The 26,849-nt window shown below is 70.3% G+C and carries 19 protein-coding genes and 1 pseudogene; 7 read left to right on the forward strand and 13 right to left on the reverse strand.

Annotated elements, in window-relative coordinates; translation table 11 throughout:
- Positions 1-3: 3 nt before the first annotated feature.
- Positions 4-3,153: a non-ribosomal peptide synthetase gene (locus OG730_RS38125; RefSeq protein WP_327308571.1), complete on the reverse strand. Its 3,150-nt coding sequence runs from the start codon at positions 3,151-3,153 to the stop codon at positions 4-6.
- A gap of 995 nt (positions 3,154-4,148) precedes the next feature.
- Here OG730_RS38125 and OG730_RS38130 point away from each other — a divergent pair.
- The 3 genes from OG730_RS38130 to OG730_RS38140 all read left to right on the forward strand — a co-directional run bounded on the left by OG730_RS38130 (position 4,149) and on the right by OG730_RS38140 (position 7,764).
- Positions 4,149-5,528 carry a purine-cytosine permease family protein gene (locus OG730_RS38130; protein WP_327308572.1) on the forward strand — a complete coding sequence of 460 codons (1,380 nt, stop codon included), beginning with the start codon at positions 4,149-4,151 and terminating at the stop codon, positions 5,526-5,528.
- A 101-nt stretch (positions 5,529-5,629) separates the two neighbouring features.
- Positions 5,630-6,799, forward strand: a complete 1,170-nt coding sequence (locus OG730_RS38135; RefSeq protein ID WP_327308573.1) for an agmatine deiminase family protein — start codon at positions 5,630-5,632, stop codon at positions 6,797-6,799.
- Between the two features lie 323 nt (positions 6,800-7,122).
- Entirely contained in the window at positions 7,123-7,764 is a 642-nt protein-coding gene (locus tag OG730_RS38140; RefSeq protein WP_327308574.1) for a transcriptional regulator, read from the forward strand.
- A gap of 106 nt (positions 7,765-7,870) precedes the next feature.
- Here the strand turns inward: OG730_RS38140 and OG730_RS38145 are convergent, their stop codons facing one another.
- On the reverse strand, positions 7,871-9,319 hold the full coding sequence (locus tag OG730_RS38145) for a nucleobase:cation symporter-2 family protein (protein WP_327308575.1): 1,449 nt from the start codon (positions 9,317-9,319) through the stop codon (positions 7,871-7,873).
- Between the two features lie 309 nt (positions 9,320-9,628).
- On the opposite strand from OG730_RS38145, the gene OG730_RS38150 reads away from it, so the two are divergent.
- A complete protein-coding gene (locus OG730_RS38150) occupies positions 9,629-10,282 on the forward strand; it encodes a hypothetical protein (protein ID WP_327308576.1) in 654 nt (217 codons plus the stop codon).
- A 12-nt stretch (positions 10,283-10,294) separates the two neighbouring features.
- Here the strand turns inward: OG730_RS38150 and thpD are convergent, their stop codons facing one another.
- The 5 genes from thpD to OG730_RS38175 form a co-directional block, all read right to left on the reverse strand.
- Positions 10,295-11,197, reverse strand: coding sequence for an ectoine hydroxylase (gene thpD, locus OG730_RS38155; protein ID WP_327308577.1), 903 nt, complete (start codon positions 11,195-11,197; stop codon positions 10,295-10,297).
- Positions 11,198-11,250: 53 nt separating this feature from the next.
- Positions 11,251-11,655 carry an ectoine synthase gene (locus tag OG730_RS38160; RefSeq protein WP_327308578.1) on the reverse strand — a complete coding sequence of 135 codons (405 nt, stop codon included), beginning with the start codon at positions 11,653-11,655 and terminating at the stop codon, positions 11,251-11,253.
- Positions 11,656-11,695: 40 nt separating this feature from the next.
- Positions 11,696-12,964: a diaminobutyrate--2-oxoglutarate transaminase gene (gene ectB, locus OG730_RS38165; RefSeq protein WP_327308579.1), complete on the reverse strand. Its 1,269-nt coding sequence runs from the start codon at positions 12,962-12,964 to the stop codon at positions 11,696-11,698.
- 84 nt (positions 12,965-13,048) lie between these two features.
- On the reverse strand, positions 13,049-13,609 hold the full coding sequence (gene ectA, locus OG730_RS38170) for a diaminobutyrate acetyltransferase (RefSeq protein WP_327308580.1): 561 nt from the start codon (positions 13,607-13,609) through the stop codon (positions 13,049-13,051).
- 277 nt (positions 13,610-13,886) lie between these two features.
- The gene (locus tag OG730_RS38175) at positions 13,887-15,707 is read right to left on the reverse strand and encodes an RICIN domain-containing protein (RefSeq protein ID WP_327308581.1); all 1,821 of its coding nucleotides are present in this window, start codon (positions 15,705-15,707) and stop codon (positions 13,887-13,889) included.
- Between the two features lie 794 nt (positions 15,708-16,501).
- Between OG730_RS38175 and OG730_RS38180 the strand changes: the two are divergent.
- Positions 16,502-17,268 (forward strand): annotated as a pseudogene (locus tag OG730_RS38180) (transposase).
- A gap of 70 nt (positions 17,269-17,338) precedes the next feature.
- On the opposite strand, the gene OG730_RS38185 reads toward OG730_RS38180, so the two are convergent.
- Positions 17,339-17,647, reverse strand: coding sequence for a DUF7677 family protein (locus tag OG730_RS38185; protein ID WP_327308582.1), 309 nt, complete (start codon positions 17,645-17,647; stop codon positions 17,339-17,341).
- A gap of 152 nt (positions 17,648-17,799) precedes the next feature.
- Here OG730_RS38185 and OG730_RS38190 point away from each other — a divergent pair, with 152 nt between their 5' ends.
- Positions 17,800-17,946 (forward strand): hypothetical protein, encoded by a 147-nt coding sequence (locus OG730_RS38190; protein ID WP_327308583.1) that lies wholly within the window; start codon positions 17,800-17,802, stop codon positions 17,944-17,946.
- 157 nt (positions 17,947-18,103) lie between these two features.
- Here OG730_RS38190 and OG730_RS38195 read toward each other — a convergent pair whose 3' ends face one another.
- From OG730_RS38195 to OG730_RS38215, 5 genes are all read right to left on the reverse strand, one after another.
- Positions 18,104-18,874 (reverse strand): barstar family protein, encoded by a 771-nt coding sequence (locus OG730_RS38195; RefSeq protein WP_327308584.1) that lies wholly within the window; start codon positions 18,872-18,874, stop codon positions 18,104-18,106.
- A 62-nt stretch (positions 18,875-18,936) separates the two neighbouring features.
- The gene (gene ligA / locus OG730_RS38200) at positions 18,937-20,994 is read right to left on the reverse strand and encodes an NAD-dependent DNA ligase LigA (protein ID WP_327308585.1); all 2,058 of its coding nucleotides are present in this window, start codon (positions 20,992-20,994) and stop codon (positions 18,937-18,939) included.
- A gap of 219 nt (positions 20,995-21,213) precedes the next feature.
- Entirely contained in the window at positions 21,214-22,386 is a 1,173-nt protein-coding gene (locus tag OG730_RS38205; RefSeq protein WP_327308586.1) for a zinc-binding dehydrogenase, read from the reverse strand.
- The gene (locus OG730_RS38210) at positions 22,383-23,861 is read right to left on the reverse strand and encodes a flavin-containing monooxygenase (RefSeq protein WP_327308587.1); all 1,479 of its coding nucleotides are present in this window, start codon (positions 23,859-23,861) and stop codon (positions 22,383-22,385) included. The genes OG730_RS38205 and OG730_RS38210 overlap by 4 nt, the downstream gene beginning before the upstream one ends.
- Positions 23,862-23,983: 122 nt before the next feature.
- Positions 23,984-25,423 carry a spinster family MFS transporter gene (locus tag OG730_RS38215; RefSeq protein WP_327308588.1) on the reverse strand — a complete coding sequence of 480 codons (1,440 nt, stop codon included), beginning with the start codon at positions 25,421-25,423 and terminating at the stop codon, positions 23,984-23,986.
- Positions 25,424-25,593: 170 nt separating this feature from the next.
- On the opposite strand from OG730_RS38215, the gene OG730_RS38220 reads away from it, so the two are divergent.
- Positions 25,594-26,796: a PucR family transcriptional regulator gene (locus OG730_RS38220; RefSeq protein WP_327308589.1), complete on the forward strand. Its 1,203-nt coding sequence runs from the start codon at positions 25,594-25,596 to the stop codon at positions 26,794-26,796.
- Positions 26,797-26,849: the final 53 nt, after the last annotated feature.

The following is a 26,849-nucleotide window of genomic DNA, read 5'->3' on the forward strand; positions in this document are numbered from 1 at the left end:
GACCTACTGGAGTTCCCTGACGGCGGCAGCGATGCCGGCCGGGGTGGGGACGTCGAAGAAGACGTCGAAGTCGAGTTCCACGCCGAGCGCGTCGCGGATCCGGACGGCGATCTGGATCACCGTCAGCGAATGCCCGCCGAGGTCGAACAGGTCGTCCTCGGGGCCGACGTCGGGCAGGTTGAGCACCTCGGCCCAGATCCGGCGGACGGTCGCGGTCGTCTCGTCCTCGGCGTGAGCTTCGGTGCCGGCTTCGGCGGCCTGCGGCGCCGGGGTCTCGCGCGGCGGGGGTACGGGCAGGGCCCGCCGGTCCAGCTTCCCGTTCGGGGTGAGCGGGAGCCGCTCCAAGGTGAGCCAGCGCTGCGGCACCATCGCGGCCGGCAGGGTGCGCATCAGGTGCTCCCGCAGGTCGGCGGGGGCGGGCGCCGGGGCGCCGGCGGCCGGGACCAGGTAGCCGGCCAGGAAGGGCTCGCCGTCCTCCTCGGCGCGGACGGCGACGGCGGCCTGGGCGAGGGCCGGGTGCTCCAGCAGGGCGGACTCGATCTCGCCGAGTTCGATCCGGTGACCGCGGATCTTGACCTGGTCGTCGATGCGTCCGAGGAAGTCGAGTTCGCCGTCGGCCGTCCAGACGGCGCGGTCCCCGGTGCGGTAGAGCCGGGCGCCGGGCGGACCGAAGGGGCTCCGCACGAACCGCTCGGCGGTGAGTTCGGGCCGGCCGAGGTAGCCGTGGGCGACGCCGTCCCCGCCGATCAGCAGCTCCCCGGGGATGCCGAGCGGGGTCGGGCTCAGCTGCTCGTCGACGACGTAGGTCTGGGTGTTGGCGATGGGGCGGCCGATCCTCACCTGGCGCGGATCGGCGGGGAGTTCGGCGCAGGTGGACCAGATGGTGGTCTCAGTGGGCCCGTACACATTGAACAACCGGGCGGTGTGCGAGCGCAGTTCACGGGCGAGCGGCAGCGGCAGCGCCTCGCCGCCGGCCAGGCCGGTGACGGCGCCCAGCGCGTCGGCGGGCGGCGCGCCGGCCCCGCTCGCCGCGGTGAGCATCACCCGCCATCCGGACGGGGTGGCCTGGACGTGGGTGACGCCCTCCGCGGCGATCAGCGAGAGCAGCCCGGGGCCGTCGACGGAGAGGCCGTCCGGAGCCAGCACCAGGCGGCCGCCGGTGATCAGCGGCAGGTAGAGCTCCAGCGCGGAGATGTCGAAGGAGAGCGAGGTCAGCCCGAGCCAGGCGTGCTCGGGGCCGGAGCCGAGCCGGTCGGCGAAGGAGGTGAGCAGGTTGACCAGCGCCCGGTGGCCGACCGCGACACCCTTGGGGCGGCCCGTGGAGCCGGAGGTGTACAGGACGTACGCCAAGTCCCCCGGGCCGGGGGCGGCCCCGGGGGCGGACCCGGCCGGGGCCTGCGCCGACCGGGCGGGGACCCGTAGGACCACGGGGGCCGCGGCGGTCACCACGGGCGCGGGCTCACGGTCGGCGAGCACCACGACGGCTCCGGAGTCGCGCAGGACGAGGGCCAGGCGCTCGGCCGGATAGCCGGGGTCCAGCGGCAGGTACGCCGCGCCGGTGGCGAGGACCGCGAGCAGCGCGGCGGGCAGGTCGGCGGTGCGGTCCAGGTGGAGGGCGACCAGATCGCCGGGACGGACGCCTCCGGCATCCAGGACATCCGCCAACTGTGCGCTACGGAGCATCAGTTCGCGGTAGGACAGGTGGCGGCCGGAAGCGCTGACCGCGATGGCCTCGGGGGTGGCGGCGGCCTGGGCGCGGACCAGGTCGAGCACGGTCCGGTCGGCGGGGTAGGGGCGGTCGGTGGCGTTCGGCGCGGTGGTGACGGCACGGAGCTCGGCCGCGTCCAGCAGGGGAAGGTCCACCAGCCGGGCATCGGGGGCGGCGACCGCGCCGGAGAGCAGGGTGCTGTAGTGACCGGCGATGCGGCGGGCGGTGTCCGGGGCGAGCACGGCCGGGTCGTACTGGAGGCTGAAGTCGATTCCGCCGCCCGGGGCGCCGTCGGTGCCGGGGGCTTCGACGGCCTGGAGGTGGAGGGTGTTGCGGGCGGTGCGGTTGTGCACGGCCCAGGCCACCCGGGCGCCGGTGCCGGCGAATTCCGGGTCCGGGCCGCGCCGGCGGTAGCCGAGCGAGACCGCGCTCAGGCCGACGCGGGGGCTCAGCCCGGGGACGGCGGTGCCGAAGGGCACGCCGCGGTACGGGTAACCGGCCCGCAGCTCGGCACGGACGGCCCCGGCGAAGTCGGTGAAGGTCTGTGACGCGTCGCCCGCCGGCGAGTGGACCGGCAGTTCGTTGACGAACAGCCCTATTTCTCCGGCGAGTTCGGCTGTCCGGGTCGAGAACGGGACGGAAACCGGCACCGCTTCGCCGCCGTACCGGCGCAACAGCCCGTGCAGGGCCGCGAGCAGGAACTCGAAGACGGTGGTACCGGCGAGGCCGGCCGCCGTGGCCAGCTCGCCGGCCTCGGCGCCGTCGAGGCGCCACTCGACCGCCTCACCGGCCCCGGCGACGGTCGGGGTGCGCACCGCGCCGGGCAGCACCGGGTCGGTGGCGGCGGCCCAGCGCGGGCCGAACCACTCGGCGGCGCCGCGTACGGCGCCCGGATCCGGGGCCGGTGCGGTCGGTGCCGTCCGCGCGCCGCCCGGCACGTCCGCCCGATCCTCGGTCGGGGCCAGGGGTGCCGGGCCGTACGCGGCTGCGAGGTCCCGGGTCAGGACGTCCTTGGAGTTTCCGTCGAAGACCGCGTGATGGGCGGTGACCAGCAGCTCGGCGCTGCCGTCGGCGCGCCGGTGCAGGGTGAAGCGGCTGAGGGGTCCGGTCTCCAGGACGAACGGGCGGGCGGCCTCCTCCTCCAGCTTCTTCTCCAAGTCGGCCTCGTCCGCCGGAGCTTCGAGCCGCACCAGTTCGGGCCGCCGGGCCGCCGGTTCCTGCCAGACCTGGCCGCCACGCTCCACCAGCCGGGCGGCCAGAGCCGGGTGACGCCTGATCACCGCGTCCACCGCGCGGGCCAGCGCCTCCGTGTCGATCCGGTCGAAGGAGATCCGCACCGGCATGTGGAAGGCCTCGCGGGCCAGTCCCAGCCGTTCGGTGAGCCAGACGCCCTGCTGGGCCGGCGAGGCCGCCGTGCGGTCGGGCAGGGGGAGTACTTCGGACATCGGCGGCTCACTTAGGACGTCGGAGCAGGGTGGCGGAGCAGCACGGGTGAACGTGCGGACGCGGCATGGGGCGCGGCCTGCCGCACGGTGGGGCCCAGGTCACCAACGGGCAGGCCGCAGCAAGCGGGTTTGGTGACGCAATGGGCCACGGTGTGGCGTCCGGTCCTCCCCCGGGGACCGGCCGATGGCCGTGAACGGTCAGGGCCGCCGGACGTCCGGGGATATCCCGGGACGTCAGATGACTCACCTCGGGCCCCCGCCCGATGAAGACAATTGGTCCAGACCTGTCGAGAGATTCGCACAACGCCCATGGAGCGTCAAGGGGCGTCCATTGCCCGGATTCGACTGCCATGTGCGGTCGATCTGTACCGGAGTCCTCCCAAACATCCTCCCGAGTGAACACGTTTGACGGTTGGTCACCTCGCGTTGGTTGGCTGGATGACGCCGTAGTGGCCCACGGGGGAGCGGGGCGCGGTGCGCAGGGGCCGATCCGGTCCTGGTGGCGCTGACGGTGCGCTGTGACCGGGCTGCGCCAGTGGCTCGTCATTTGCTTTCGAGACGATGCGAAAGGGTGCCGCGGCGGCCCGCGATTTTGTCGCGGCGCTCTCTTCCGGTCCGTGCGGCCCGGACGGGCCGGCCGCGCACCTGAGTCTCCACGCCTCTCTACTGAAAATTCCGTCAGTAGGGGTTGCGCAAGGTTCGAAGTCGCCCCAGGCTCCACATCGCAGGCCCAGTGGTCGGGATCGAGACATTGGCATCGTCGGTCGGGCCTGGGGCTACCCGTGTTGGCTTGCTTGTAAGGAACATGCGACTTGGCCATTGACTGGAATTTCAGTCAGTCCCTACGGTGAGCGCAGCCTGATCGGCTCTGGAGGGGCGAGGCGGCTCAACGGCCGTGCGCATGCCCGTATATGGGAGATCAAATGGGAACAATCGCCTCAGAGGTATCGGATTCGACACCTCCTGCGGGCATCGAAGTACACTCGATCGACTGGGTGCCCCTCGAGGAACGGCACGGCAAGCCTTCGAGCGTCGGGGCCATCTGGTTCGTGGGCAGCCTCAACCTCACGGGCCTGGCAACCGGCGTCGTGACGCTCTCCATGGGGGCCTCGCTCCTCTGGACGGTGGTCGCCACGGTTCTCGGTTCGCTCTTCGGAACGTTCTTCATGGCGTTCCACTCGGCCCAGGGCCCACAACTGGGCCTGCCTCAACTGGTGCAGTCACGGCCCCAGTTCGGTTACCTGGGCGCCGCGTTCACCGTGTGGGTTTTCGCCCTCGTCAACTACGTGGCCTTCAATACGTCCGACGCCCTGCTGTCCGGGCAGGCGCTGAACACGCTCACCGGCATACCGAACGGACTCGGCTACGCGCTGGCCGCCGTGGTGGCGGCCGTCATCGCCCTGTTCGGATACGAATGGATCCACCGGCTGAACAAGTGGCTCACCTGGCCCTTCGTCGTGATCACCGCGGCGATCACCGGGGCCGCGCTGTTCGGCGGAGGGCTGCCGGACGGAGTCTGGGACGCCGGCCCGTTCGAACTCGCCCCGTTCATGCTCGTCTTCGTCTTCGTGGCGGGCTTCCAGCTGGGCTGGGCGCCGTACGTCTCGGACTACTCGCGCTACCTCCGGCCCGACGTCCCCGTGCGCAGCACCTTCTGGTGGACCTACCTGCCCAGTGCGGTCTCCGGGATCTGGGTGTTCGTCCTCGGCGCCGTCGTCTCGGCCGCCGCCCCCGAGGGCACCGACCCGGTGACCGCCCTGAAGCTGTCGGCGGACCGGCTGTTCAGCGGGTTCGGCACGGTCGCCGTCGTCGTACTGCTGGTCGGGCTGCTCTCCATCATGGCGATCAACCAGTACGGCGGCAGTCTCACCATGATCTCGATCGTGGACTCCTTCCGGCCGGTCAAGCCGACGCGGATCATCAGGATCGCGACGATCGGGATCATGATGGTGGCCGTCGGGACGGTCTCCATCCTCGTCGGCATCGATCAGTTCAACTGGTTCTTCGCCAACGTGGTCGTGGTGCTGACGTACTTGTTCATCCCGTGGACGGCCATCAACCTGGTCGACTTCTTCTTCGTCCGACGCGGCCAGTACGTCGTCAAGGAGATCTTCAACCCGAACGGCATCTACGGCCGATGGGGATGGCGGGGGAACCTCGCGTACGTGATCGGGCTGGCCTTCATGGCGCCTTTCATGGTCATCACGGGCCTCTACATCGGCCCCGTCGCGGAATCCCTCGGTGGCGTCGACTACTCGATCTTCGTCGGCCTGCCGGTGTCCGGCGCCCTCTACTGGTTCTTCGCCCGAAGCCTCGACCTGGACACCGAGCGCCGGATGGTCCGGGAGGAGGGCTTGCTCGACGAACTCCACTGACCAACTCCACTGACCAACTCCACTGACCAACTCCGCCCACCAACTCCGCTGACCAGCACCGTGCCCGCATCTACAGAACTGCCACGAAAAGGGAGCACCACGTGAAGACAGAGAACGACGGCCAGAAGCCGGCCATGAGCCGCCGAAGCCTCCTCGCCCGCACCGGAGCGGCCGCGGCCGCGCTGGCGGTGGGTCCGGTCCTCGGCGGCATCCAGCCCGCCATGGCCGCGTCCTGGCGCGTACCCGGGGAAGACGCGTCGCACAAGCGGACCTGGATGGCCTGGCCGTCCAGTTCCACGATCTGGGGCAGCGTGCTGTACAAGATCCAGACCGACATCGCCAAGCTCGCCAAGGAGATCGCCAAGTACGAGCCGGTCATCATGTGCGCGGACGGCTCGTCGGCCGCGTCGACGGCCAGGAGCATGTGCGGGTCCACCGTCACGGTGATCAGCTCGGTTCCCGTCTCGGACTGCTGGATGCGGGACACCGGCCCGCTGTTCCGCGTGGACGGCGCCGGCGGCCTGGACTCCATCGGCCTGAACTTCAACGCCTGGGGCGAGAACGCCACGAGCTTCTACGGGATCCCCGCGTCCGCCTACAACAAGGACCGCGTGCTCGAGCAGAACCTCGCCGCCTACAACGGGACCCCGTTCGCCCGGACGTCCGTGGTCGGCGAAGGCGGCGGTGTGGAGTACGACGGCGACGGCACTCTGATGGCGACGGAGAGCTGTTGGGTGAACTCCAACCGGAACCCCGGCAAGACGCGGAGCCAGATCGAGGCGGAGCTGCTCGCCAAGTTCGGCGCCACGAAGATGATCTGGCTGCCCGGTGTCACCGGAGAGGACGTCACCGACGGCCACATCGATGGCACCGCACGCTACATCAAGCCCGGTGTGGTGATGGTGCAGTTGGCCGGTGCGGTGCGGCCGGCCGTCTGGACCGCCAATGCCAACGCCATCCACAGCGTGCTGGCGAACGCGACCGACGCCAGGGGGCGCCGGCTCCAGGTCCTCACCATCGAGGGCCCGGACACCCTGCCGCGGATCTCGCGGAGCAAGCAGGCGGCGTTCCTCAGCTCCTACATGAACTGGACGGTGACCAACCAGGCGATCATCACCACCCAGTTCGGCGACACCGCCAAGGACGCGGCGGCCAAGACAGCCATCGCGGCCGCCTACGGCAGGCCCGTCGTACAGCTCAACCTGGACAACCTCTACGGCAACGGCGGCGGTGGCGCGCACTGCGTCACGATGCAGGAGCCCAACCGCTAGGCGACAGGCCCGGGTCTCACGCCCGAGACCCGGGCCGGCCGTCCCCGCTCCGAGCGGGGACGGCGTTCCGTGGCCCCGTCGGCTGGGGCACCTCAACCCGGAATGGCTCGATGATCGCGCGCCCACAGGCTCGTTGCTCCTTTGAATTGAAGGGGCGGGGTAGGTTTCAGCCTTCCTAACATCTGTTAGTGTGCCCGCGCTTGGTGTTCGTCCATCATTCCGTTTCCCCTCGCGCGCGGAGCGCCCGAGGGGTGTTGCGAGGTGTCTTGTACGTGTACAGCGCTCCGTTTTCCCCCACCGAGGCCAGAGCCGCACGAGCCCGCATGGGTCTGACCCTGGCCCAGGTGGCGGCCTCCATGACCTCCTGCGGCGCCCCGGTCCACCCGGAGTTGGTCCAAGGGTGGGAGCAGGGCTGGAACGTGCCGTCCGACCAGCACCTCTTCGCGCTGGCCGATGTGCTGTGGTGCGACACGGTCACGCTCATGGGCACCGCGCCGAGGACGCTCGTCGAGTTCCGGCTGGCCCGCCGGGTCGGTGCGGAACGGCTGGCGTACCGCCTGGGCATGGATCCTTCCGAGTACCGCAAGGCCGAGTCGACCGGGCAATGGCGTGGGGATGCCCGGCAGACGCGGGCTCTGGTCGAGATCCTGGGGCTGTCCTTGCGCGGTCTGGTCGGGATCACGGGCCGCGGGGGCGAGTTGGAGGAGCACCTGCGGTCGGGGATGGCCGGGAGGTGGAAGGCCCATGTCGATCCGGTGGTGGAGATCGTCGCCGTGGACCCGACGAGCGTGGGCGATGCGCTGCGGACCATGCACGGGGAGTTCTACCGTTTCTCCGAGCGGTACATGGGACACCTGGTCGCCCGCAACGACGACTCCAGGCTCAAGGAGATAGCGGCGGAGCGCGCGGCGTACCTGCGCCGACTGCCCGACCGCTTCTGGGAGTTGGTCGGCGAGGACAACTAGGCTGGGGCAAAGGGAGGATGGGGCGGCGGCGGTGCGCGCCGGGACAGCGGGCCGGGCGGGCGGGGAGTCCGCCGCGGCCCGCCGTCGCGGTCGACCGGCCGACCGGTCAGTGGGCGAATGCCCCCGTGCCCGGACGGGCCGTACCGCCGTCGTCGTCGATGTCGTCCCAGTCGATCTCCATGGTGCTGCGGCTGGTGAAGACGTTGAAGAGCAGATTCAGGGCGATGGCCGTGAGGGCGCCCAGGGTGATCCCGCTGTCGAGTACGGCCCGGAGGCTGTCCGGCATCCGTTCGAAGAAGGGCGCGACCGTCGTCGGCAGTAGTGCGGCGCCGAGACTGACCGCCAGGATGAGGGTGTTCCGCTCCTCGCGCAGATCGGCCTTGCCCAGGATCTGCACGCCGACCGCGGCGACGATGCCGAACATGGATACCGCCGCCCCGCCCAGGACCGGATGGGGGATCGAGGCGACCAGGCTGCCGGCCTTCGGCAGCAGTCCGAGGACGATCATGAACACTCCGGCCGCCACCACCACGTAGCGGCTCATGACCTTCGACATGCGCACCAGGCCGATGTTCTCCGCGAACGCCACGTACGGGAACGAGTTGAGGACGCCGCCGAGCACCGTCGCCACACCGTCGGCGCGCAGGGCGCGCGCGACGGTGTCGCCGTCGACCCTCTTGCGGGTGATCTCCCCGATGGCGTAGACGTCCCCGGTGGTCTCCACCATCGTGATCAGCGCGACGACGAGCATCGCGATGACCGGGAACGGTTCGAACCGGGGCATGCCGTAGTGGAACGGTGTGGTGACCCCGAACCAGCCGGCCTGCTCCACGACGCCGAAGTCGACGTCCCCGAAGAGCCAGGCGACCGTCGTGCCCGCCACGAGCCCGAGCAGCACGGCGAGACTGCTGAGGAGCGGCTTGCCGATCCGCACCAAGGCCAGGATGAAGAGCAGGGTGCCGAGCGCGTACGCGAGGTTCTTCGGAGCCCCGTATTCGGGCGTCCCGATGAGGTGCGCGCCACCGGCCGCGTCCTGGAGGGCCACGGGTATCAGGGTGATGCCGATGATGGTCAGGATGGTGCCGATGACGACCGGCGGGAAGTACTTCACCAGCTTGCCGAAGAGCGGGGCGAACATGAAGGTGGCGATGCCCGCCGTGATCACCGCTCCGTAGACGACCAGCAGCCCGGCGGTGCCGCCGCCCGCCCCCGTGCCTATGGCGATCATGGGGGAGACCGCGGTGAAGGTCACGCCTTGGACCAGGGGCAGTCTGGCGCCGATCTTCCAGACCCCGAGGGCCTGGATGAGCGAGGCCACGCCGCAGGTCAGCAGGTCCGCGTTGATGAGGTGGACGAGTTCCTGGGGAGTGAGTCCCAGCGCGTTTCCGAGGAGGACCGGGACGATGACCGCCGCCGCGTAGAACGCCAGCACGTGCTGGAATCCGTACAGGGCGAGTCGGGGGATCGGGAGCGGTTCGTCGACAGGGTGTGTCGTCTGTCGGTAGGTGGCCTGCCGGGAGGGCTGCCGGGGGGACTGTCGGGGCACTCTTGCCATCTCTGCCTTGCCTTCGCGAGGTAGGTGAATGAGAAAACCGCCGCCCTCCAGCCCCGGATGACGGGGCGAGGGCAGGCCGGATCGCACTCAGCCGACGCCGGGCGGTGTTGCCGACAGCGCGTCGCTCTGCATGCAGATGTGTCCTGAGTTGGCAGGACGTCCTTCGATCGGCGCATCGGAACGATCATTGATCATTGGATCCGAAGGCATTCCGGCCGGAGGGCGCTCACCATAGCCAAAGGCGGGGTTTCCTCGCGAGTAACCGGGGGCAGCGGATGGCTTCGGCCGGTCCGGCTAAGGTGGCGCCCCATGAGCGATCACCTCGGCCGGACCGGATCGATGGGCGGGCCTGCCCGCATACGGGTGGCCGGCGCGATGCTGGCATGTTCGGTGCTGCTGCTGGGCGGCTGCACCGACGGTGGGGATCCGGCGGACAGGCCGGCGGCCGAGCGGAACTCTTCGGCGTCACCGTCACCGTCGGCGTCCGCGTCCGCTACCCCCTCGGCCTCGCCCTCGCCGACGGAGTCCTTCGACTCCCCGCCGTTTCCCGGGCCCGAGGCGGACGTGGTCATGGCCAAGATCGCCGGGCGGTGGGGCATGGAGGTCCACCGGCAGGGCCGCTACGGACAGGGGCCGTTGGAGGCGAAGCGGGTCCTCCCGGAGGGGTTCACGCTCTGGGTGCGGATGGACAGGGACGACCAGGGCCGGACGCACCGCGTCGAGTGCATGGCCCTGAACTCGACGTCCGAGAAGGTCGCGGCCACCCTGGCCGAGTGCGCGGACATCGCGCTGGACGGAAGATCGACCCCTCGGCACAAGGAGTGGATCTCCGCGCGACTCGCCGTCGCCGACGCGCCGGACGGCCCCAAGGAGTCCGTCGACGTCCTCACGGAGAACGGCTTCACCATGCGGCTCGTCGCACGGATCACCGGGAACATCCTGACCATCACCCCGGCCGCCTAGCGTCCGGGAGCGTCAGCCCACCGGCGTGAAGTCCTGCGAGGCGATGTACCTGGGGCGGCGCACCGGGGCGGCGAAGGGCTTCACGGGTCGGTTCTCGACGCTGTTGAAGACGAGGAACACGTTGCTGCGCGGATAGGGCGTGATGTTGTCACCCGAGCCGTGCATCGCGTTGCAGTCGAACCAGGTGGCCGAGCCCGCCTTGCCGGTGAAGACCTTGATGCCGCAGGCCGAGGCGAACTGGGTCAGAGCCTCGTCCGACGGGGTGCCCGCGTCCTGCATCTGGAGGGACTTCTTGTAGTTGTCCTTCGGCGTCGCACCGGCACAGCCCAGGAAGCTCCGGTGGGAGCCGGGCATGATCATCAGGCCGCCGTTGCTGGTGTAGTTCGGCGTCAGGGCGATGGACACCGACACGGTGCGCATGTGCGGCAGGCCGTCCTCGGCGTGCCAGGTCTCGAAATCGGAGTGCCAGTAGAAGCCGCTGGCCCCGAAACCCGGCTTGACGTTGATCCGGGACTGGTGCACGTACACCTCGGAGCCCAGGATCTGCCGCGCGCGCCCCACGACGCGCGGATCGGCGGCGAGGGCCGCGAACACCTCGCTGATCCGGTGGACTTCGAACACGGAGCGCACTTCCCGGGACTTCGGCTCCACGATGGACCGGTCGTCGGCCAGCGTCGAGGGGTCACGGAGCAGCCGGTCCATCTCGGCCCGGTAGACCTCCGTCTCCTCGGGCGTGATCAGTTCGTCGACGGACAGGAATCCGTCGCGCTCGTAGCTCTCCAGCTCGTGGGCCCATACCGGGCCCGGCGTGCCGGGCTCGGACCAGACGACGGGGTCCACGCGGCCGGTGAGCACCTCCTCGGAGCCCCGGGTCGGATACAGGTCCTTCGCCGTGCGTGTGGATGCGTAGGTCATGGTGGTGCCTGCCTCTCCTCTCTGTCCTGCTCTGCTGTACGTGCGGCCGCGACTCAGCCCTGGCCGGGCTCGGTGAGCAGCGGGTACACGCCGTTCTCGTCGTGGTCCTCCCGGCCGGTGACGGGCGGGTTGAAGACGCACAGGCAGCGGAAGTCCCTCTTCACGCGGAGGGTGTGCCGTTCGTGGCCGTCCAGGAGGTACATGGTTCCCGGCGTGATCGTGTGCGTCAGGCCCGTCTCCTCGTCGGTGAGCTCGGCCTCGCCCTCCGTGCAGACCACGGCCTCCACGTGGTTCGCGTACCACATGGACGTCGCGGTACCGGCGTACAGGACGGTCTCGTGCAGGGAGAAGCCGACGCGTTCCTTGGCCAGGACGATGCGCTTGCTCTCCCAGGTACCGGATGCCGCCCTGACGTGGCGGTCGGTTCCCTCGAGGTCCCGGAACGATCGGACGATCATGGTGGTGTGCCCTTCGTGGTGTGTGGCGGAGTGCCGGGGGTCAGGCGGTTTCGCGGACGGAGCGGGCGAGGATGTCGAGGCCCTCGTCGAGTTCGTCGCCGGTGACGGTGAGCGGCGGGAGGAGCTTCACGACCTCGCCCTCCGGACCCGAGGTCTCCACGAGGAGACCGTGCTCGAAGGCCTTCCGGCACACCGCCGCCGCACGCTCCTTGTGGGCGAACTCGATGCCCCAGACCAGTCCGCGGCCGCGGTACGTGGCACCCAGCCGGGCGTGTTCGGCGCACAGTTCGCGCAGCGCGCCCTCGATGTGCTTGCCGTGGGCGAGGGTCCCCTCGCGCAGGACGCCGTCGGCCCAGTAGGTCTCCAGGGCGGCCGTCGCGGTGACGAAGGCCGGATTGTTGCCGCGGAAGGTGCCGTTGTGCTCGCCCGGCTCCCACAGGTCCAGCTCGGGCTTGAACAGGCAGAGGGACATGGGGAGTCCGTAGCCGCTGATCGACTTCGACAGCGTCACGATGTCGGGCGTGATGCCCGCCTCCTCGAAGGAGAAGAACTCGCCGGTCCGGCCGCAGCCCATCTGGATGTCGTCGACGATCAGCAGCATGTCGCGGCGCCGGCACAGGTCCGCGAGCGCGCGGAGCCACTCCGCGCGCGCCACGTTGATCCCGCCTTCGCCCTGGATCGTCTCGACGATGACCGCCGCCGGGTGGTTGAGGCCGGATCCCTGATCCTCCAGCAGGCGCTCGAACCAGAGGAAGTCGGGTACCCGGCCACCGAGATAGTTGTCGAAGGGCATCGGGGTGCCGTGGACCAGGGGGACGCCGGCGCCGGCCCGTTTGAAGGCGTTGCCCGTGACGGCGAGGGAGCCGAGCGACATGCCGTGGAAGGCGTTGGTGAAGGAGACGACCGACTCGCGGCCCTTGGCCTTGCGTGCCAGCTTGAGCGCCGCTTCGACGGCATTGGTCCCGGTGGGCCCCGGGAACATCACCTTGTAGTTCAGCGCGCGGGGTTCGAGGACGTGGGACCGGAAGGCCTCGAGGAAGGACCGCTTGGCCGTCGTCGCCATGTCGAGCCCGTGCGTGATCCCGTCCCGCTCCAGGTAGTCGAGGAGGGCCCGCTTCAGAACGGGGTTGTTGTGCCCGTAGTTCAGGGACCCGGCGCCGGCGAAGAAGTCCAGGTAGGCGGAGCCGTGTTCGTCGTACAGCCGGGTTCCCGTGGCGCGCTCGAAGACGACGGGCCAGGCACGGCAGTAGCTGCGCACCTCGGACTCCAGGGTCTCGAAGACGGACAGGACCGGCTCGGTCATGGTCAAGGGAACTCTCCAATGAAAGAGGGGGTGTTGGGTGCGAAGCGATGAATGCGGGGGCACGGCCCCCGGTGGGTTCGGGCCGCGCGCTCAGAAGGAGAGCGGCCCGATGCGGTGCAGGACCTCCGGGGCGTACCCGCGGTCCGGGAACTCCTCCGGAGCGAACAGCACTTCGCGCGTGAGCGTGGCGCCGTGCCGTGCGGCGTACGAGGCGAACAGCCGCTCCGACGCGCGGTTTCCGGGAGAGATGGTGGTTTCGAGGGAGCTCAGTCCGTGCTCCGCCGCCACGCGGGCGGAGAGACCGTCGAGCAGGGCCCGCGCGATCCCCAGACCCCGGACGGATTCGTCGACGGCGATCTGCCAGACGAGCAGGGTGCCCGGGCTTTCGGGCCGCAGGTATCCGCTCACGAATCCGACGGCACGCCCGGAGGCGTCCCGGGCCACCGCGGAGGTGCCGGCGAAGTCACGGCACCAGAGGAGATAGCTGTAGGCCGAGTTGAGGTCCAGCGTCCCGGAGTCGCGGGCGAGGCGCCACAGCAGGCGGCCGTCACCCGGGCGGGGACGGTCGATGCGCGTCGTCGGGGTGGACGGTGCGGCCGGGGTGTTCGGCGGTGTCTTCCGGTAATGGGCCAGTTCTGCATGAGCGGTCATGCGGGCCGAAGCTACCGAGGGTTGGATCGGATTGCACGGCCCCAAGGGGTTACGGGGAGGACGTTGTCCGTGATATATGGAAACGCCTCCCCGAGGTGATGAAACTACCTGCAACGCGCCTGGCTTACCGCGCTAAATCCCGTCATTTCCACCTCACCCTCGGTTTTATAACGAGCGGGTAACGTCTTCGCCGTGTCTCATATTTGCCCCTTGAATGTGACGCCTTACTCGGCGGACCCGGGTTTAGTTCCCGGCTGCCCGGTAAGAAGGTGTCCGGTCAAAAGGAGGCTGCCGTAAGGGTGAGGGTCTGTTCCGCCGAGGTGCGGGCGCCGCCGACCGGGTTGCCGGTGGTGTCGGTCCACGCTCGGGTGGGAGTGGTCTCGGCGAGGCGGCCGGACACCTCGGAGAGGCCGATCACGAGTCCGCTGTAGCGGTTCACGAGCCGATGGGTGCCGGTGGGCCGGCCGTCGGCCGTGAAGTTCGGGATGACGAACCACTGCTGTCCGACGGAGGGCCCGCTCCGCGGTGCCTTCGTCACGCTGGGCTTGGCCGCCCAGGCGCGTCCCGCGTTCGCCTTCGAGTCGACGCCGAGGAGCTGACGGGTGGAGGCGTTGGCGATGCGGTAGGAGCCGTCGCCGTTGGGGGTGAAGATCCACCGGCTGAGGGCCGAAGTGCCCGGGGCGGGGCTGGACGTGGTCGCCGTACTGCCCTGGACCTGGGCGAGGTGGCGGCCGGTGCCGCCGGCGATCGTGTAGGACTTGCCGGGATCGACGACCGCGGCGGGCGCGTTCGTGTCGATCACGGTGTCGTAGTACTCGCCGTCCGCGCCGCCCGAGCAGAAGAACGAGCAGTACGACCGGAACGTCTTGCCGACGACGGTGGAGCCCGTCTTGTTCACGGAGTCCAGGACCCACCGGTACCAGGAGCCGGTGCGGTACGTGCCGGAGTCGCCGGCGAGCCGCCACTTCTGGGTGGCGAGGTTGTCGGTGACGTAGAAGCGCTGCGGCTCGCTGCCGTCCTGGTTGACCGCCTCGGGCTGGCCCACGTACATCCCCAGGTAGGCGTTGTAGGCGATGTTCATCGTCAACAGGTCCGACTTCGGCGGTAGTTCACCGGCGGCTTGCTGCTCCTGGACGTTGCCGGGGTTCGAGGGGTCGTAGTCCTTCGCCACGGGGGTGTACCCGGTGGTGTGGGTCGCGTCGACGGGCTCCATGTTGCTTTCCACGCCGCCCGTTCCGGGCTGGGACCACGAGCCGTCGTACCACTTCTGCCACGAACCGGGCGCCATCTTGCCCGACATGGGGGCGCGGGCGACGTGCGCCCGGCTGCCCGCGGTCCACGCTCCGGGGACGCCGCCCTTCGGGATGACGCGGGAGTTGTAATAGACGTAGAAGTAGCCGGAAGCGGTGTCCACGAACAGTCGGGCGTCACCGTTGCCGTAGTGGTACGTCTCGTGCGGGAAGGCCGCGGTGTCGCCGCGCCGGGTGCTGTAGGGCGAGGTGAGCACATGGTCCTTGATGGCCCACGTCCTGCCCTGGTCCTTGGACACGGCGTAGTCGATCGCGTCGTAGTGCAGGCCGTCGCCGAAGGGCCGCGGGGTGAACTCGTTGTGGACCAGCCCGTACCAGTCGCCGGTGTCGGGATCCACCCAGACGCCCATCAGGTCGCAGTAGTTCTTCTGCGCGTAGTGGGTGGTGTCCGGCGCGTACGTGGCCTCGCGCCCGGTCGGGCTGTTGTTGCAGCGCCACGTGGTGTCGTCGTTGCGGTCGTTGGCGTTCGCCGGATCGACCGCGGTGCTCAGCGAGGCGGACCGGGTGGCCGAGTCGAAGTCCTTGCCGGTGTAGAAGGTCCACTTGCGCGGGTCGTTCGCGGCGTACAGGGCGTGGGCCGACTGGTAGTAGAACGCGCCGTTCTTGTCGATGTACGTGGCGGCGGGGGTGTCGTCGGGATGGGTCCAGGGACCCTTCGCGCCGATGGAGACGGTGTACGTGGCGGCGGGGGACTGGGCCGATGCGGGGGCGGTGGCCAGGGTGCCGAACAGGACCGCGGCCGTGGCGGCGAGCGCGATGGCGGTCCTCGTCGCGGGAGGGGCTGACACGGGTACTCCTCTCTGCTCACAACAGGGCGTCAATTAATTTGAATAGAAGCCGAATTAATCAACGGGTGTCAAGGACCGTCACAGAGATCGCCTCAGCCCCGTTGATGCTCCTGTCGAAGTTCGCCCGACGAAGACGTCGTATGAGGTCCATCTCCCTGCGGTCGAGGACGTCGGCAGTGAGAGCTTCCTGGACCTGGGCGAGTTCCCGCCGTTGGATCCCGATGACGAGGCCGGCGAGTTCGGTCGGCTCTTGGGCATGGCTGAGGATCCGTTGACCGCGTTGACCGCGACGGAACGGGGCACTGGAGCCGAGCGCGGTCGGTGGGTCAACGAGACGTCGTCCAGGACGAGTACGGCGACTTCGTTCGCGCGGGCCGGCCCTGGCCGGCCGCGCCGGATGTTCTTTGAACTCTGCTCGGCGGTCAGGCGGATTCCGGCGGCCGCCCGCTCCAGCGGCTGCGCGAGCCGTCCCGGGCGTACTACGGGGGCGAGAGCGGGCTGCTCGACGGCGCCGCCTACGACAGGCTGCGGCTGTCGGTGCTCGCCTGGCAGGCGGAGCGCGCCGGACGAGGTCGCCCAGGACTCCCCGACAGGCCTGGTCGGGGACGGCGCCGCCCCTGCCGGCGGCAGCGCGCACACCGCGCGGCTGCTGAGCCTCGACAACGGCTTCGACCCGGACGGCCCGGTCGCCTGGGGAGCTTCGCTCCAGCGCCGCCGGGGCAAGGGCGTCAGCCACGCCATCGGCACCCTAAAGGCTGTCCCGTAAGTGATCTTGCCGTGTGATGATCTTGGTCATGTCAGGTGTGATCACGGCATCTGAGCCGTCCTGGACAGCTCCGTTCACCGGGCTGAGCCCCCGCGCCTTCGGCAAGCTGGTGACCGACGTACGTCGCGAGGGTGTCGACTCCCCGGGCCGAGGGCGGCCGTGGAAGGTGTCATTGGAGAATCGGGTGCTCCTGGCCGCCGCGTACCGGCGGACTAACCTGACGATGCGGCAACTGGCCCCGCTGTTCGTGGTGTCGAAGTCGGCCGCGGAGCGGGTGATCGACGACCTCAGCCGGAAGCTCGCGCTGCAACCCCGTCGTCGGTTCGCCAAGGACGCGGTGCTGATCGTGGACGGAACCCTGGCGCCCACCCGGGATCACAAGGTGGCCGAGCAGTCGAAGAACTATCGCTACTCCACCAACCATCAGGTGGTCATCGACGCAGACACCCGCCTGATCGTGGTGGTCGGCCAGCCGCTACCAGGCAATCGCAACGACTGCCGGGCCTGGGTGGAGTCCGGTGCGAAGACCGCCGTAGGCAACACGATGACCATCGCCGATGGCGGCTACCCGGGTACCGGGCTCGTGATGTCGCACCGCCGCCGCAAGGGAGAGGACCTGCCCGACTGGAAACAGGCCCACAACAGTCCCACAAGCAGGTTCGCGCCCGCGTCGAGCATGCCTTCGCCCGAATGAAGAACGGGAAGATCCTGCGCGACTGCCGGCTGCGAGGCGATGGAGTGCAGCACGCGATGCACGGCATCGCCCGCCTGCACAACCTCGCCCTCACCGGATAGCCCCCCCCACGCAGGGGAACGGGGTCGCGGGCGGGGCCGGCCTTACTCGAATGGCGTCGCACGGTGACGGTCAATAAAGTTCGCACTCCCAGGGCTCGATGTCCGGCTCCCCAGGAGGCGGCTTCCCGGTGCAGAATGCGTAGAGATAGGTTGCAGCCCGGCGCTCCGCGTACTTCTCATTGACCGGTTCGCCCTGCTCGTCCAGTTCGAGGACGTTGGCGAAGATCGCGACGCAGATCTCCATCTGGGAGGGCGACTCGCGCAACTCTTCCCAGTAGTCGATCCCCTCCAGCATCGGGTGGCCTACCGAGCCCCGGGCGAGCCATCCAGCGAAGCGTCGCAGGGCTCCCGAAGCCCCAGAACTGAGATGCGATGACATGCGAGGAACCTACCCTCAGCCTTCCCAGATCGATCGTCGGCCTCCCGTCTCCAAGGGCGACGGGCTCCTTGGGAGCGGCGCCGAATGGTTGCGGGACAGCCCTTAGAGGGCCTGCCCGAGCGACTGCCCTACCCGCCGCCTTTGGCGTGCGCGTGGAGGTCCTCTTCAGGCAGGAGCAGTTCGAGACCGCGACCACGGCCGGGACGCCCGACAGCCTCCACGTGGTCGCCGCCCTCGCCGAGGCGCAGCAGAAGGCCGACGCGATCGATCGCCGCGCTGCGCCCGGGGTACGGCAGTAGGTTCCCGTACTGGGCCATCCCCTTCAAGCTGCCGGCCGCGGCTGCACCCGGTGCCCGAGCAGCCGTTCCGCGGCCTTCGGCGAGACCCGCCGGGTCGGCAAAGGCTCCACGATCTCGGCCGAGTCGGTCCGCTACGCGATCCCGGCCGAGGCCGACTTCAGTGTCCAGGAATGACGTCAACATTATTCTGCGACAGAATCTTAAGAAGCAAATCGAATTTGGAAATTGGCCCGCCGTGGATATCCATGACTGCAGACAGGGATGAGCGTGCGACGGAAATGTTCCGCCAAATCAGCCGAACCGGGGCGCCTTGGAGGTAATCCTCGAGGCGCTCATCCAGTTCGGTGAAACTCTGCCCGATATATCCACCTGGGCCACGGAAAGCCTCGCCAATCGCGCAGAAGAAACTCGCGACATCCTTGATGTCATCACCTCTCATGATGATCTCTCGAGGGGGAGTCGAATGCTCCCCCTTGGAGGCGGATTCGGCGTATCTGAGCCCGGCTACGGCCAGCCACGCTTCACGGTCCCCGACCCGAAGCGTGCGCCATTCATCACGCCGCGGTGGGGAAATTCGGAACCTCTCCCACAACCCGCGGGCCTCGGCAGGCGGAGGCACCCCCGTTTCTGCCGTGATGACTAGATATTCCGGCGTATCTCCGGCGACTGGCTTGGCGCCCCACAGCGCGTGGCGCCCCATGGGTCGGCCTTCGGTGTCGAGGACAAGGACCTCGATGTCACCCCCAAGCGTCTCGATCGGCGCGTCCAGGGTCGGCCGCACAAGCCTGAAGGTGACTCGGGCGTTCTCGGCTTCAAGGAGCGCGCCGAAGTCGTCGTAGCTGTAGTGCCCGACGAAAAACCCTTCCAGATCACAAGCGAATACGAATTCGTCGCTTCCCTCGAACCAGACGGAGTATTTTACCGACAACGTCGCCCACCTTCCATCGGGGCCCGCTGTACGCGGGCCCGCCCTCACGCAGTCGCTTTCGATCAATCCTGGGGGAGATGCTCGGCGACCAGTGCTGCGAAATCCTCGGGGGTGAGGATGCGGATGCCGAGCTCCTCGGCCTTGGCGCGCTTGGAACCGGCCTTCTCGCCGGCCACCAGGAGGGTGGTGCGCTTGGAGACGGAGGAGGAGGCCTTGCCGCCGGCGCGTTCGATGAGCTCGTTCATCTCGTTGCGCGAGAGAGCGGCGAGGGCTCCGGTCATCGAGCCGGTGACGACCACGGCGTCCCCCGCCAGCGGGCCGGCCTCGCCCGCTGCTGAGGCATCGGCCCCGGCCTCACCCGTGGGGGTGGGGCGCTGGGGCTCGGTGACCTGAGTGCCGACCCGCTGGGCGGTCAACTTGTCGAGGAGCGGGGCGAGCTCGAGGAGTTCGGCGGCGACCACACGGGCCTTCTCGACTCCGATGCCGGGGACCTCGGCGAGGGTGTCGGCGTCGGCGGCGCGGATGGCGGCGAGGGAGCCGAAGTGGGCGGCGATGCGGCGGGACATGGTGCGGCCGGTGCCGCGGACGCCGAGGGCGCAGAAGACCCGGTTGAGGGGTTGGTCGCGGGCTGTCTCGAGGGCGGCGAGCAGGTTGTCGGTGGAGGTCTCGCCCATCCGGTCGAGGCCGAGGAGTTGGTCCCGGGTCAGGGTGAAGAGGTCGGCGATGTCGGCGACCAGGCCGGACTCGACCAGTTGGACGGCGCGGGTGCCGCCGAGGCCCTCGATGTCGAGCTGGTCGCGGCCGGCCGCGTAGATGACGGATGCTACGGCCTGGCAGTTCCGGCCCCGGACGCAGCGCCAGCGCTGCTCGGAGCTGTCGATCTCGTCGCCGCAGCGCGGGCAGGCGGCGGGGAAGACGATCGGGGTCTCGGCGCCGGTGCGCTGGTCGACCAGCGGGGCCTCGACGCGCGGGATCACGTCACCGGCTCTGAAAACGTAGCAAAGATCGCCGATCATCAGGTCGCGGCGGGTGATGTCGGCCGGGTTGTGGAGGGTGGCGTAGGTGACGGTGACGCCGTCGATGACGACCGGTTCGAGGACGGCGCGCGGGGCGATGATGCCGGTGCGGCCGACGTTCCACTCCACCTCCAGCAGGCGGGTGACCTTGTGCTCGGCGGCGAGCTTGCGGGCCACCGCCCAGCGCGGGGCGCGGGAGCCGCTGCCCGCCTGGTGGCGGTCGGCGGCGGTGTCGGCCTTGACGACGACGCCGTCGATACCGAAGGGGAGGGCGCTGCGCAGGTCGGCGATCGCGTCGATCCGCTGCTGGGCGTCGTCCAGGGTCTCGCAGCGCAGCGGGGCCGCGGCGGTGTCGGCGGCCGTGTTCGCCCCCAGGGTGGCCAGCCGGGCCAGCAGGCCGCTGTGCGAGAGGTCGAGGTCCAGGCCGATGGCGTCGTAGGCGAAGAAGGTCAGCTCGATCCGGTACGGGCGGTCCTTGGCGCGCAGGGTGCCGGCCGCGCCGCTGCGCGGGTGGGCGAAGGGGGCGGCCTCGTGGGCGATCCGGATCCGGTTCGCCTCCTCGAACTGGGCGGTGGTCAGCAGCACCTCGCCGCGCAGTTCGACGTCGATCGGCTCGCTGAGCACGGCGGGCAGGCCGAGGATCGCGTCGGCGGCGTGGGTGATGTCCTCGCCGGCCAGGCCGTCGCCCCGGGTGAGCATCTGCACCAGCTTGCCGCCCCGGTAGCGGGCGGCCATCGCGAGGCCGTCGAGCTTGGGCTCCACGCACCAGCCGGCCACCGGGCGGCCGAGCCGGCGCTCCAGGCCGGCCGCCCAGTCGGTGAGCTCGGTGGCGTCGAAGACGTTGTCGAGGGAGAGCATCGGGACGGAGTGCGGCACGTCGCCCTGAACGGCGCCGCCGGCCACCTTGCCGGTCGGGGAGTCGGGCAGCACCTCACCGGGGTGGGCGTCCTCGTACGCGGTGATGGCGCGCAGCAGCGCGTCGTATTCGTCGTCGCCGAGCGGCGTGGAGCCGTCGGTGTAGTACGCGGCCGAGGCCGCGACGGCGGTGGCGACCGCGTCGGCGTAGGCGTCGGCGGAGAGCGGGGAGGAGCTGGTTTCCGTCATAAGAACATCATCCTGACCAGCACTGACAATCCGAACGACCGGTTCCGCATCGGCTGCTACGCGCCGGGGCGGCCGATGCGGCTTCCGGGTCGGGGGCCGACTCCTGACCAGTCCGGCTCGGCGCCGTCGAACTGTCACAACTCACCGTCTTCGACGTGGACTTGACGAGCAGGTGCACAGGCGGCCGACCCGCTGACAGCCGCCCCTTCCCGGTCGCCGTCACCGCCCCAGGACGCGGTCCGTGGCGAGCGAGGGGTCGACGAGGATCTTGGCGTGCTCCTCGGGGTCGGCCAGTGCCTCGAAGGCGGTCGCGACCCCTGGCAGCCCGACGCGTCCGGTGAGCAGGTGGGAGGCGTCCAGGGTGCCGTGTGCCAGTGCGTGGAGGGTGTCGCGGAACTCCAGGGGCGTGTACCCGACGGCGAACCGCAGGTCGAGCTCCTTGTTCACCGCGAGGGACGGGCGCAGGGTGTCGGGGCCCATGCAGACCCCGACGACGACCACGCGGGAGTGCAGGGGTGCGGCGGCCAGGATGCCGTCGAGCATGCCGGGTACGCCGACACATTCGAACACCACGGGCCGCTTGGGCCGGGTCGCGCCGATCCTCTGCAGGGCGCGCCAGGAGGTCCACCACGGCAGGGGGAGCCGGGCCAGGCCTTCCAGAGCGTCGATGCCCGCGTTGTACTCGTCGGGCATGGTGGTCATGAAGCCGTGCCGGGCCGCGAGTCCGTCCCAGGGCGATGCGACGGCGGGGTCGACCACGATGTCGGCTCCGCACTTCGCCGCCAGCGCCCGGCGGCCCGCCGAGTAGTCGCTCGCCACCACGGTCGCGGTTCCCCGGGCCTTGAGCACGGAGATCACCGCGAGACCCACCGGACCGCAGCCCAGGACGACCGCCACGTCCTTGCGCGTCACCTCACCGCGGTTGACCGCGTGCCAGGCCACGGCCATCGGTTCGGTGAGTGCCGCGAGGTCCGCCGGCAGGCCGTTCGGGACGGGCAGGGTCAGGGCCTCCTGGACGACGACGAGTTCGGCGAAGCCGCCCGGGGCGTGTGCGGACAGGCCGACACCATCGACCTGCCGGCCGCGCCGCACGAGGGGGACCGTGACGACCGGTGTGCCGGGCCGGATGGTGCCGGCGCACCACGGTCCCCGGTCGGCCACTTCGCCGAAGATCTCGTGTCCGAGCACGACCTGCTGGCCGGAGCGGGCGTAGCGCGGGTAGCCGCACAGATCGAGCGCGTCCGCCAGTTCGTCCGCGTGGAGTCGGCTGTGCAGGTCCGAGCCGCAGATCCCGCAGCGCTTGACCTCGACCAGCAACTGGCCCGCGCCGGGACGCGGGACGGGCAGGTCGACGACCTCCAACCGCCCCCGGGTCAGGCTCACGGCCCTCATGAGGCGTCCTTGGCGGGGCCCGTGGCGAGGTGATAGGCCCCGGGCTTCCACCGGACCGCCTGACGGCGGTACCGGAAGGTCCAGTCCGGATAGATGGTCGCGTTGCGTCCGTTGGCGTCCCGGTAGAAGCTCACGCAGCCGCCGAGCTCCCACACCGACTTCGCCAGCTTGCGGTCGAGGTCCGCGTTGTAGGCATCGTGGGTGCGCCGGTCCACCTCGATGGACGTCGAGCCGGAGACGTCGAGCGCGCGGACGGCGTTCTTCACGTGCTCCGCCTGGGCCTCGATCATGTAGACCATGGAGCTGTGGCCCAGGCCGGAGTTGGGCCCGAGGAACATGAAGAAGTTCGGGAAGCCGGGCACGGACACCCCCAGGTACGCGCGCGGAGAACCCGCCCAGGCCGCGCTCAGCAGCTCCCCGTCACGGCCGCGCACCTTCTCGGCGAAGGGGATGTCGGTGACGTGGAAGCCGGTGCCGAAAATGATGGTGTCCACCTCCCTCTCGGTCCCGTCCGCGTCGATGACGCTGTGCTCGCGGACCTCGCGCAGCGCCCGGGGAACGAGCTCTACGTTCTCCTTCTGCAGCGCCGGATACCAGGCGTTGGACGGTACGACGCGTTTGCAGCCCAGGGTGAAATCAGGCGTCAGGGACCGGCGCAGGGCCGGGTCCGCGACCTGGCTCGTCAGGTGCCGGCGTGCCAGGCGTTCGACGACGCGCATCAGCCGGGGGTGCTTGGCGAAGCCGAGCACCAGCAGCTCCTTGGCCACGTACGCCTTGGCGCGCTCGGCCCGCTGCAGGCGGGGCCGGGCCCGGAACCCCGCGCGCTCCGCCTCGGGGATCGGCCGGTTGTCGTGCGGGGTGATCCACGGGGCGCTGCGCTGGAACACGTACAGCCTGCCGACGCGGTCGGCTATCTCGGGGACGTACTGGATGGCGGAGGCGCCCGTGCCGATCGACGCCACGCGCTCCCCGGCCAGGTCGTGGGAGTGGTCCCACCGCGCCGAGTGCATGACCTTGCCGCGGAAGCGGTCGATGCCCGGGACGTCGGGGAGCCTGGGCTCGGTCAGCGGGCCCACCGCGCTCACCAGCACCCGGGCCGTCCACCGGCCCTCGCTGGTCTCCACGTGCCAGAGCTGGTCCGCCTCGTCCCACCGGGCCTCCAGGACCTCCACTCCGGTGCGCAGGTGCGGCCGCAGCCCGAACCGGTCGAGGCAGCGCCCCAGGTAGGCCTGGATCTCCGGCTGGGGGGAGTACGTCGCGGTCCAGTCCGGGTTGGGCGCGAAGGAGAACGAGTAGAGGTGGGAGGGGACGTCGCACCGGCAGCCGGGGTAGGTGTTGGAGTGCCAGACGCCCCCGGGCTCCGGCGCCCGTTCGAAGATGAGGAAATCGGAGAACCGTGAGGCGAGCAGGGCCCGCCCCAGCCCGATTCCGGAGAAGCCGCTGCCGACGATGAGGACCCGGACGTGCTGGATCACGTAGGTCGTCCCTTCTGCGTGTCTGCGTGAGGTGTTGGTGAGGTGCGGCTCAAGCGCGGGCCCAAGCGCGAGCCCGCGCTCGCGCTCGTTCCCGTGGCCGTGCCCGAGCAAATGACCGCGCGTCAGGGCGTGTTCGCCGCGGCGAGCATCGCTTCGCGGTCGCCCCGGACGGATCTCGACGCCAGGAGCATCCCGGCGGCCGCTACGCCGAAGGCGAGCGGAACGGTGAGCGTCAACGCCGTCCGCAGACCGTGGGCCGAGGCCTCGGACGCGGACTGCGCACCACCGGCCAGGGCGTCGGACAGCATGCCGACCAGTACGGGTCCGCCCGCTCCTCCGAGCAGGTAGCCGACGGCGAACAGCAGGCCCAGGGCGCCCGAGCGCTGCTCGGGCCGGATGACGTCGGAGACCACGGGGACGGCGGCGGCGAGGTAGACGACGCCGAGCAGGTAGCCCAGGCTCAGGAACGCCACGAGCTGCCACAACGCCCCCCGGCCCGCGAGGAGTCCGGCGAAGGAGAACACCGCGGCGCCGGCCAGGCTGAGGGCCGCCGCCCGGACCCGCGCCTCGGACGATCGCCGGGCGGCCCGGTCCAGGAGCCGGCCTCCGGCGAACAGGCCGATGAGGCCGGTCACCCCGACCACGACGCCGCCCACCAGGCCGGCGCCGACCAGGGAGAGGCCGTAGTAGCGCTGGAGAACGGGGGTGAGGAAGGTGCCGATCGCGTAGGCCGCGAAGTTGTACCCGGCGAACGCGAGGAGCATGCCGTACATCGAGCGCACCTTCAGCAGGGCGCGCAGGGTGCTGCCGCCGCGCCCGCCCGGCGCGGGATGCCGGGTGCCGACGGGACCATCGGCCGCCAACGGTTCGCGGGCCACCGGTACCTCGCCAACCGGTACGTTGCCCACCTGTACGTCGGCCACCTGTACGTCGCCCACCGGGTCGGCGGCGCCCCGCCCGGGCTCGCGGATCCGAAGCACCAGGAGGGCGACGACGAAGCCGGGCAACGCCGCGATGAGGAACGGCGCCCGCCAGCTGTCGAACGCGACGGCGAGCCCGCCGGCCGTGAGGAAGGCGAGCAGGGTGCCGACCGGGAATCCGAGCATGAACAGCGAGTGGGCCCGGGAGCGGCGCTCGCTCGGATAGAGGTCCGACAGCAGGGACCCGGTGGCGGGCGCGTAACTGGACTCGCCGACACCGACGCCGACCCGGGACGCGAAGAACCCCCAGAAGCTGGTGAGCAGTCCGCCCGCCGCGGTGAAGGCGCTCCACACGAACAGGCCCCAGCCCGCGACGGCCGCGCGCGGGACCCGGTCGGCCAAGCGCCCCAGCGGGACCCCGGCGAGCGCCGCGACGAGCACGAACGCCGAAGCCAGAATTCCGACTTGTGTGTCGTCGAGCCCGAACTCGTCCTTGATGGGCTCCAGTACGACCGACGGCAGGGCCCGGTCGTAGAAGTTGAGCAGGTTGCCCACGAACAGCAGACCCAGCACGTAGCCCGCCCGGGAAGGCGGTGCGGCCGGGCGGTCCGAGGACTCGGGCGGGGTGAGGGAGCGTGCCACAGGAGAGGTCCCTTCGACGGTGAAGAGCGCCCGATATGGCATCCGGAACAAGGTCGCCACGAGCTCCGCCACAGTGTCGCCGCGGTCCTGCGCGCGGGCTACGGAATCCGCACCAGCATGCGGGCGACAACTTTGTTCTCCGGAACAAGATCCGTGGATAGCCTGACACCATGGAACCCGAGACGCCCACGGCCTGGCCGGTACGCCGGCGGATGCCGGACCTCGCCGCACTCGACGGGCCGACGCGCGCGGCCGTGGCCGCCGCCGTCGCGCGCCTGAGCACGCTGCACGAGGTCTTCGCCGACCGGTTCCTGGTGTCGGTCCGCAGCCATGTCCCCGGCTACGCGGTCCTCTCGGACGAGGACATCCGGGCCTCCGCCCGACGGTTCATGGACATCCTCGTCTCGGAGCTGACCTCGCTCCGGGTTCCCGACGCCGCGCTGCGCGAGATGCTCGGGCGCTACGCCGTCGAGCGCGCCGCCCGGGGAGTTCCGCTCGACGTGCTCGCCCTCGGCTACCAGTTGGGGTCGCGGGAGATGCTCGTCCTCCTGGACGAGGTCGCGGCCGAGGTGGACCTGCCCGCCGACCTCTTGCTCGCGGTCCACGACAGCACCTGGGAGTTCTCCAACGAGGCGTCCGCCGTGTTCGCCCGGGTCCAGCACGACCTGGCCGTGGAACGGGCCCACTTCGACGCCGAACGCCGCTCGGCCTTCGCGGCCGGTGTGCTCGGCGGCAGCCTCCCGGCGGAGCGGATCAACCGGGACGCGCACCTCTACGGGCTCGTCCCGCAGGCCCCCCATCTGGCGCTCGCGGCGCGCGCGGTGTCCGCCGACGAGGCCGACGCGGTCCGCCGCGCCGTCGCCGTGGCGGTGCGCGTCCCGGCGGACCGCCTGCTGCTCGCGCAGATCGGCCCGGACCTCGGCTTCATCGTGCCGAGAGCGCCGGAATCCCTCGCCGGCCACCTGGTGGCGGTCGGTCCGCCCCTTCCCCTCGACCGGCTCGCCGCCGGCTTCGAGGAGGCGGCCCTGGCGCTGGACACCGCCCTGCGGTTCGCCATGTCGGGGGTGGTGCGCCTCGGCGACCTCGGACCGCGGCCGCTCGTGCTGTCCGGCGACCGCACCGCCGAGGGGCTCGCCGTACGCCACCTGTCGCCGCTCGACGCCGCGGGCCGGTCGAACGCCGATATCGAGGAGACCGCGCGGACGTACCTCGCCTGCGACCAGAACGTACGTGACGCCGCCCGGCTGCTGGCGGTGCACCCGAACACCGTCCGGTACCGGGTGAACCGCTTCCAGCAGCTCACCGAGCTGGACCTGCGGCGCACCGAGGACCTGGTGACCGCGTGGTGGCTGCTCAACCGGCGACGGGGCTGAGGTGGGGAAAGGCCGCCGGGAGTGACCTTCAGGGTCCGTTAAGGACGGTCTGC

Origin of the sequence: Streptomyces sp. NBC_01298, assembly GCF_035978755.1 — a bacterium.
In the GTDB taxonomy this organism is placed as follows: Bacteria; Actinomycetota; Actinomycetes; order Streptomycetales; family Streptomycetaceae; genus Streptomyces.

Bases quoted from the DNA above. Each gene is read 5' to 3' on its own strand.
- OG730_RS38205 (WP_327308586.1), bottom strand. From the start codon at position 22,386: ATGAGGGCCGTGAGCCTGACCCGGGGGCGGTTGGAGGTCGTCGACCTG.
- OG730_RS38185 (WP_327308582.1), bottom strand. From the start codon at position 17,647: ATGTCATCGCATCTCAGTTCTGGGGCTTCGGGAGCCCTGCGACGCTTC.
- OG730_RS38220 (WP_327308589.1), top strand. From the start codon at position 25,594: ATGGAACCCGAGACGCCCACGGCCTGGCCGGTACGCCGGCGGATGCCG.
- thpD (WP_327308577.1), bottom strand. From the start codon at position 11,197: ATGACCTACGCATCCACACGCACGGCGAAGGACCTGTATCCGACCCGG.
- OG730_RS38150 (WP_327308576.1), top strand. From the start codon at position 9,629: ATGAGCGATCACCTCGGCCGGACCGGATCGATGGGCGGGCCTGCCCGC.
- OG730_RS38145 (WP_327308575.1), bottom strand. From the start codon at position 9,319: ATGGCAAGAGTGCCCCGACAGTCCCCCCGGCAGCCCTCCCGGCAGGCC.
- OG730_RS38125 (WP_327308571.1), bottom strand. From the start codon at position 3,153: ATGTCCGAAGTACTCCCCCTGCCCGACCGCACGGCGGCCTCGCCGGCC.
- OG730_RS38160 (WP_327308578.1), bottom strand. From the start codon at position 11,655: ATGATCGTCCGATCGTTCCGGGACCTCGAGGGAACCGACCGCCACGTC.
- ectA (WP_327308580.1), bottom strand. From the start codon at position 13,609: ATGACCGCTCATGCAGAACTGGCCCATTACCGGAAGACACCGCCGAAC.
- ligA (WP_327308585.1), bottom strand. From the start codon at position 20,994: ATGACGGAAACCAGCTCCTCCCCGCTCTCCGCCGACGCCTACGCCGAC.
- OG730_RS38140 (WP_327308574.1), top strand. From the start codon at position 7,123: ATGGGTCTGACCCTGGCCCAGGTGGCGGCCTCCATGACCTCCTGCGGC.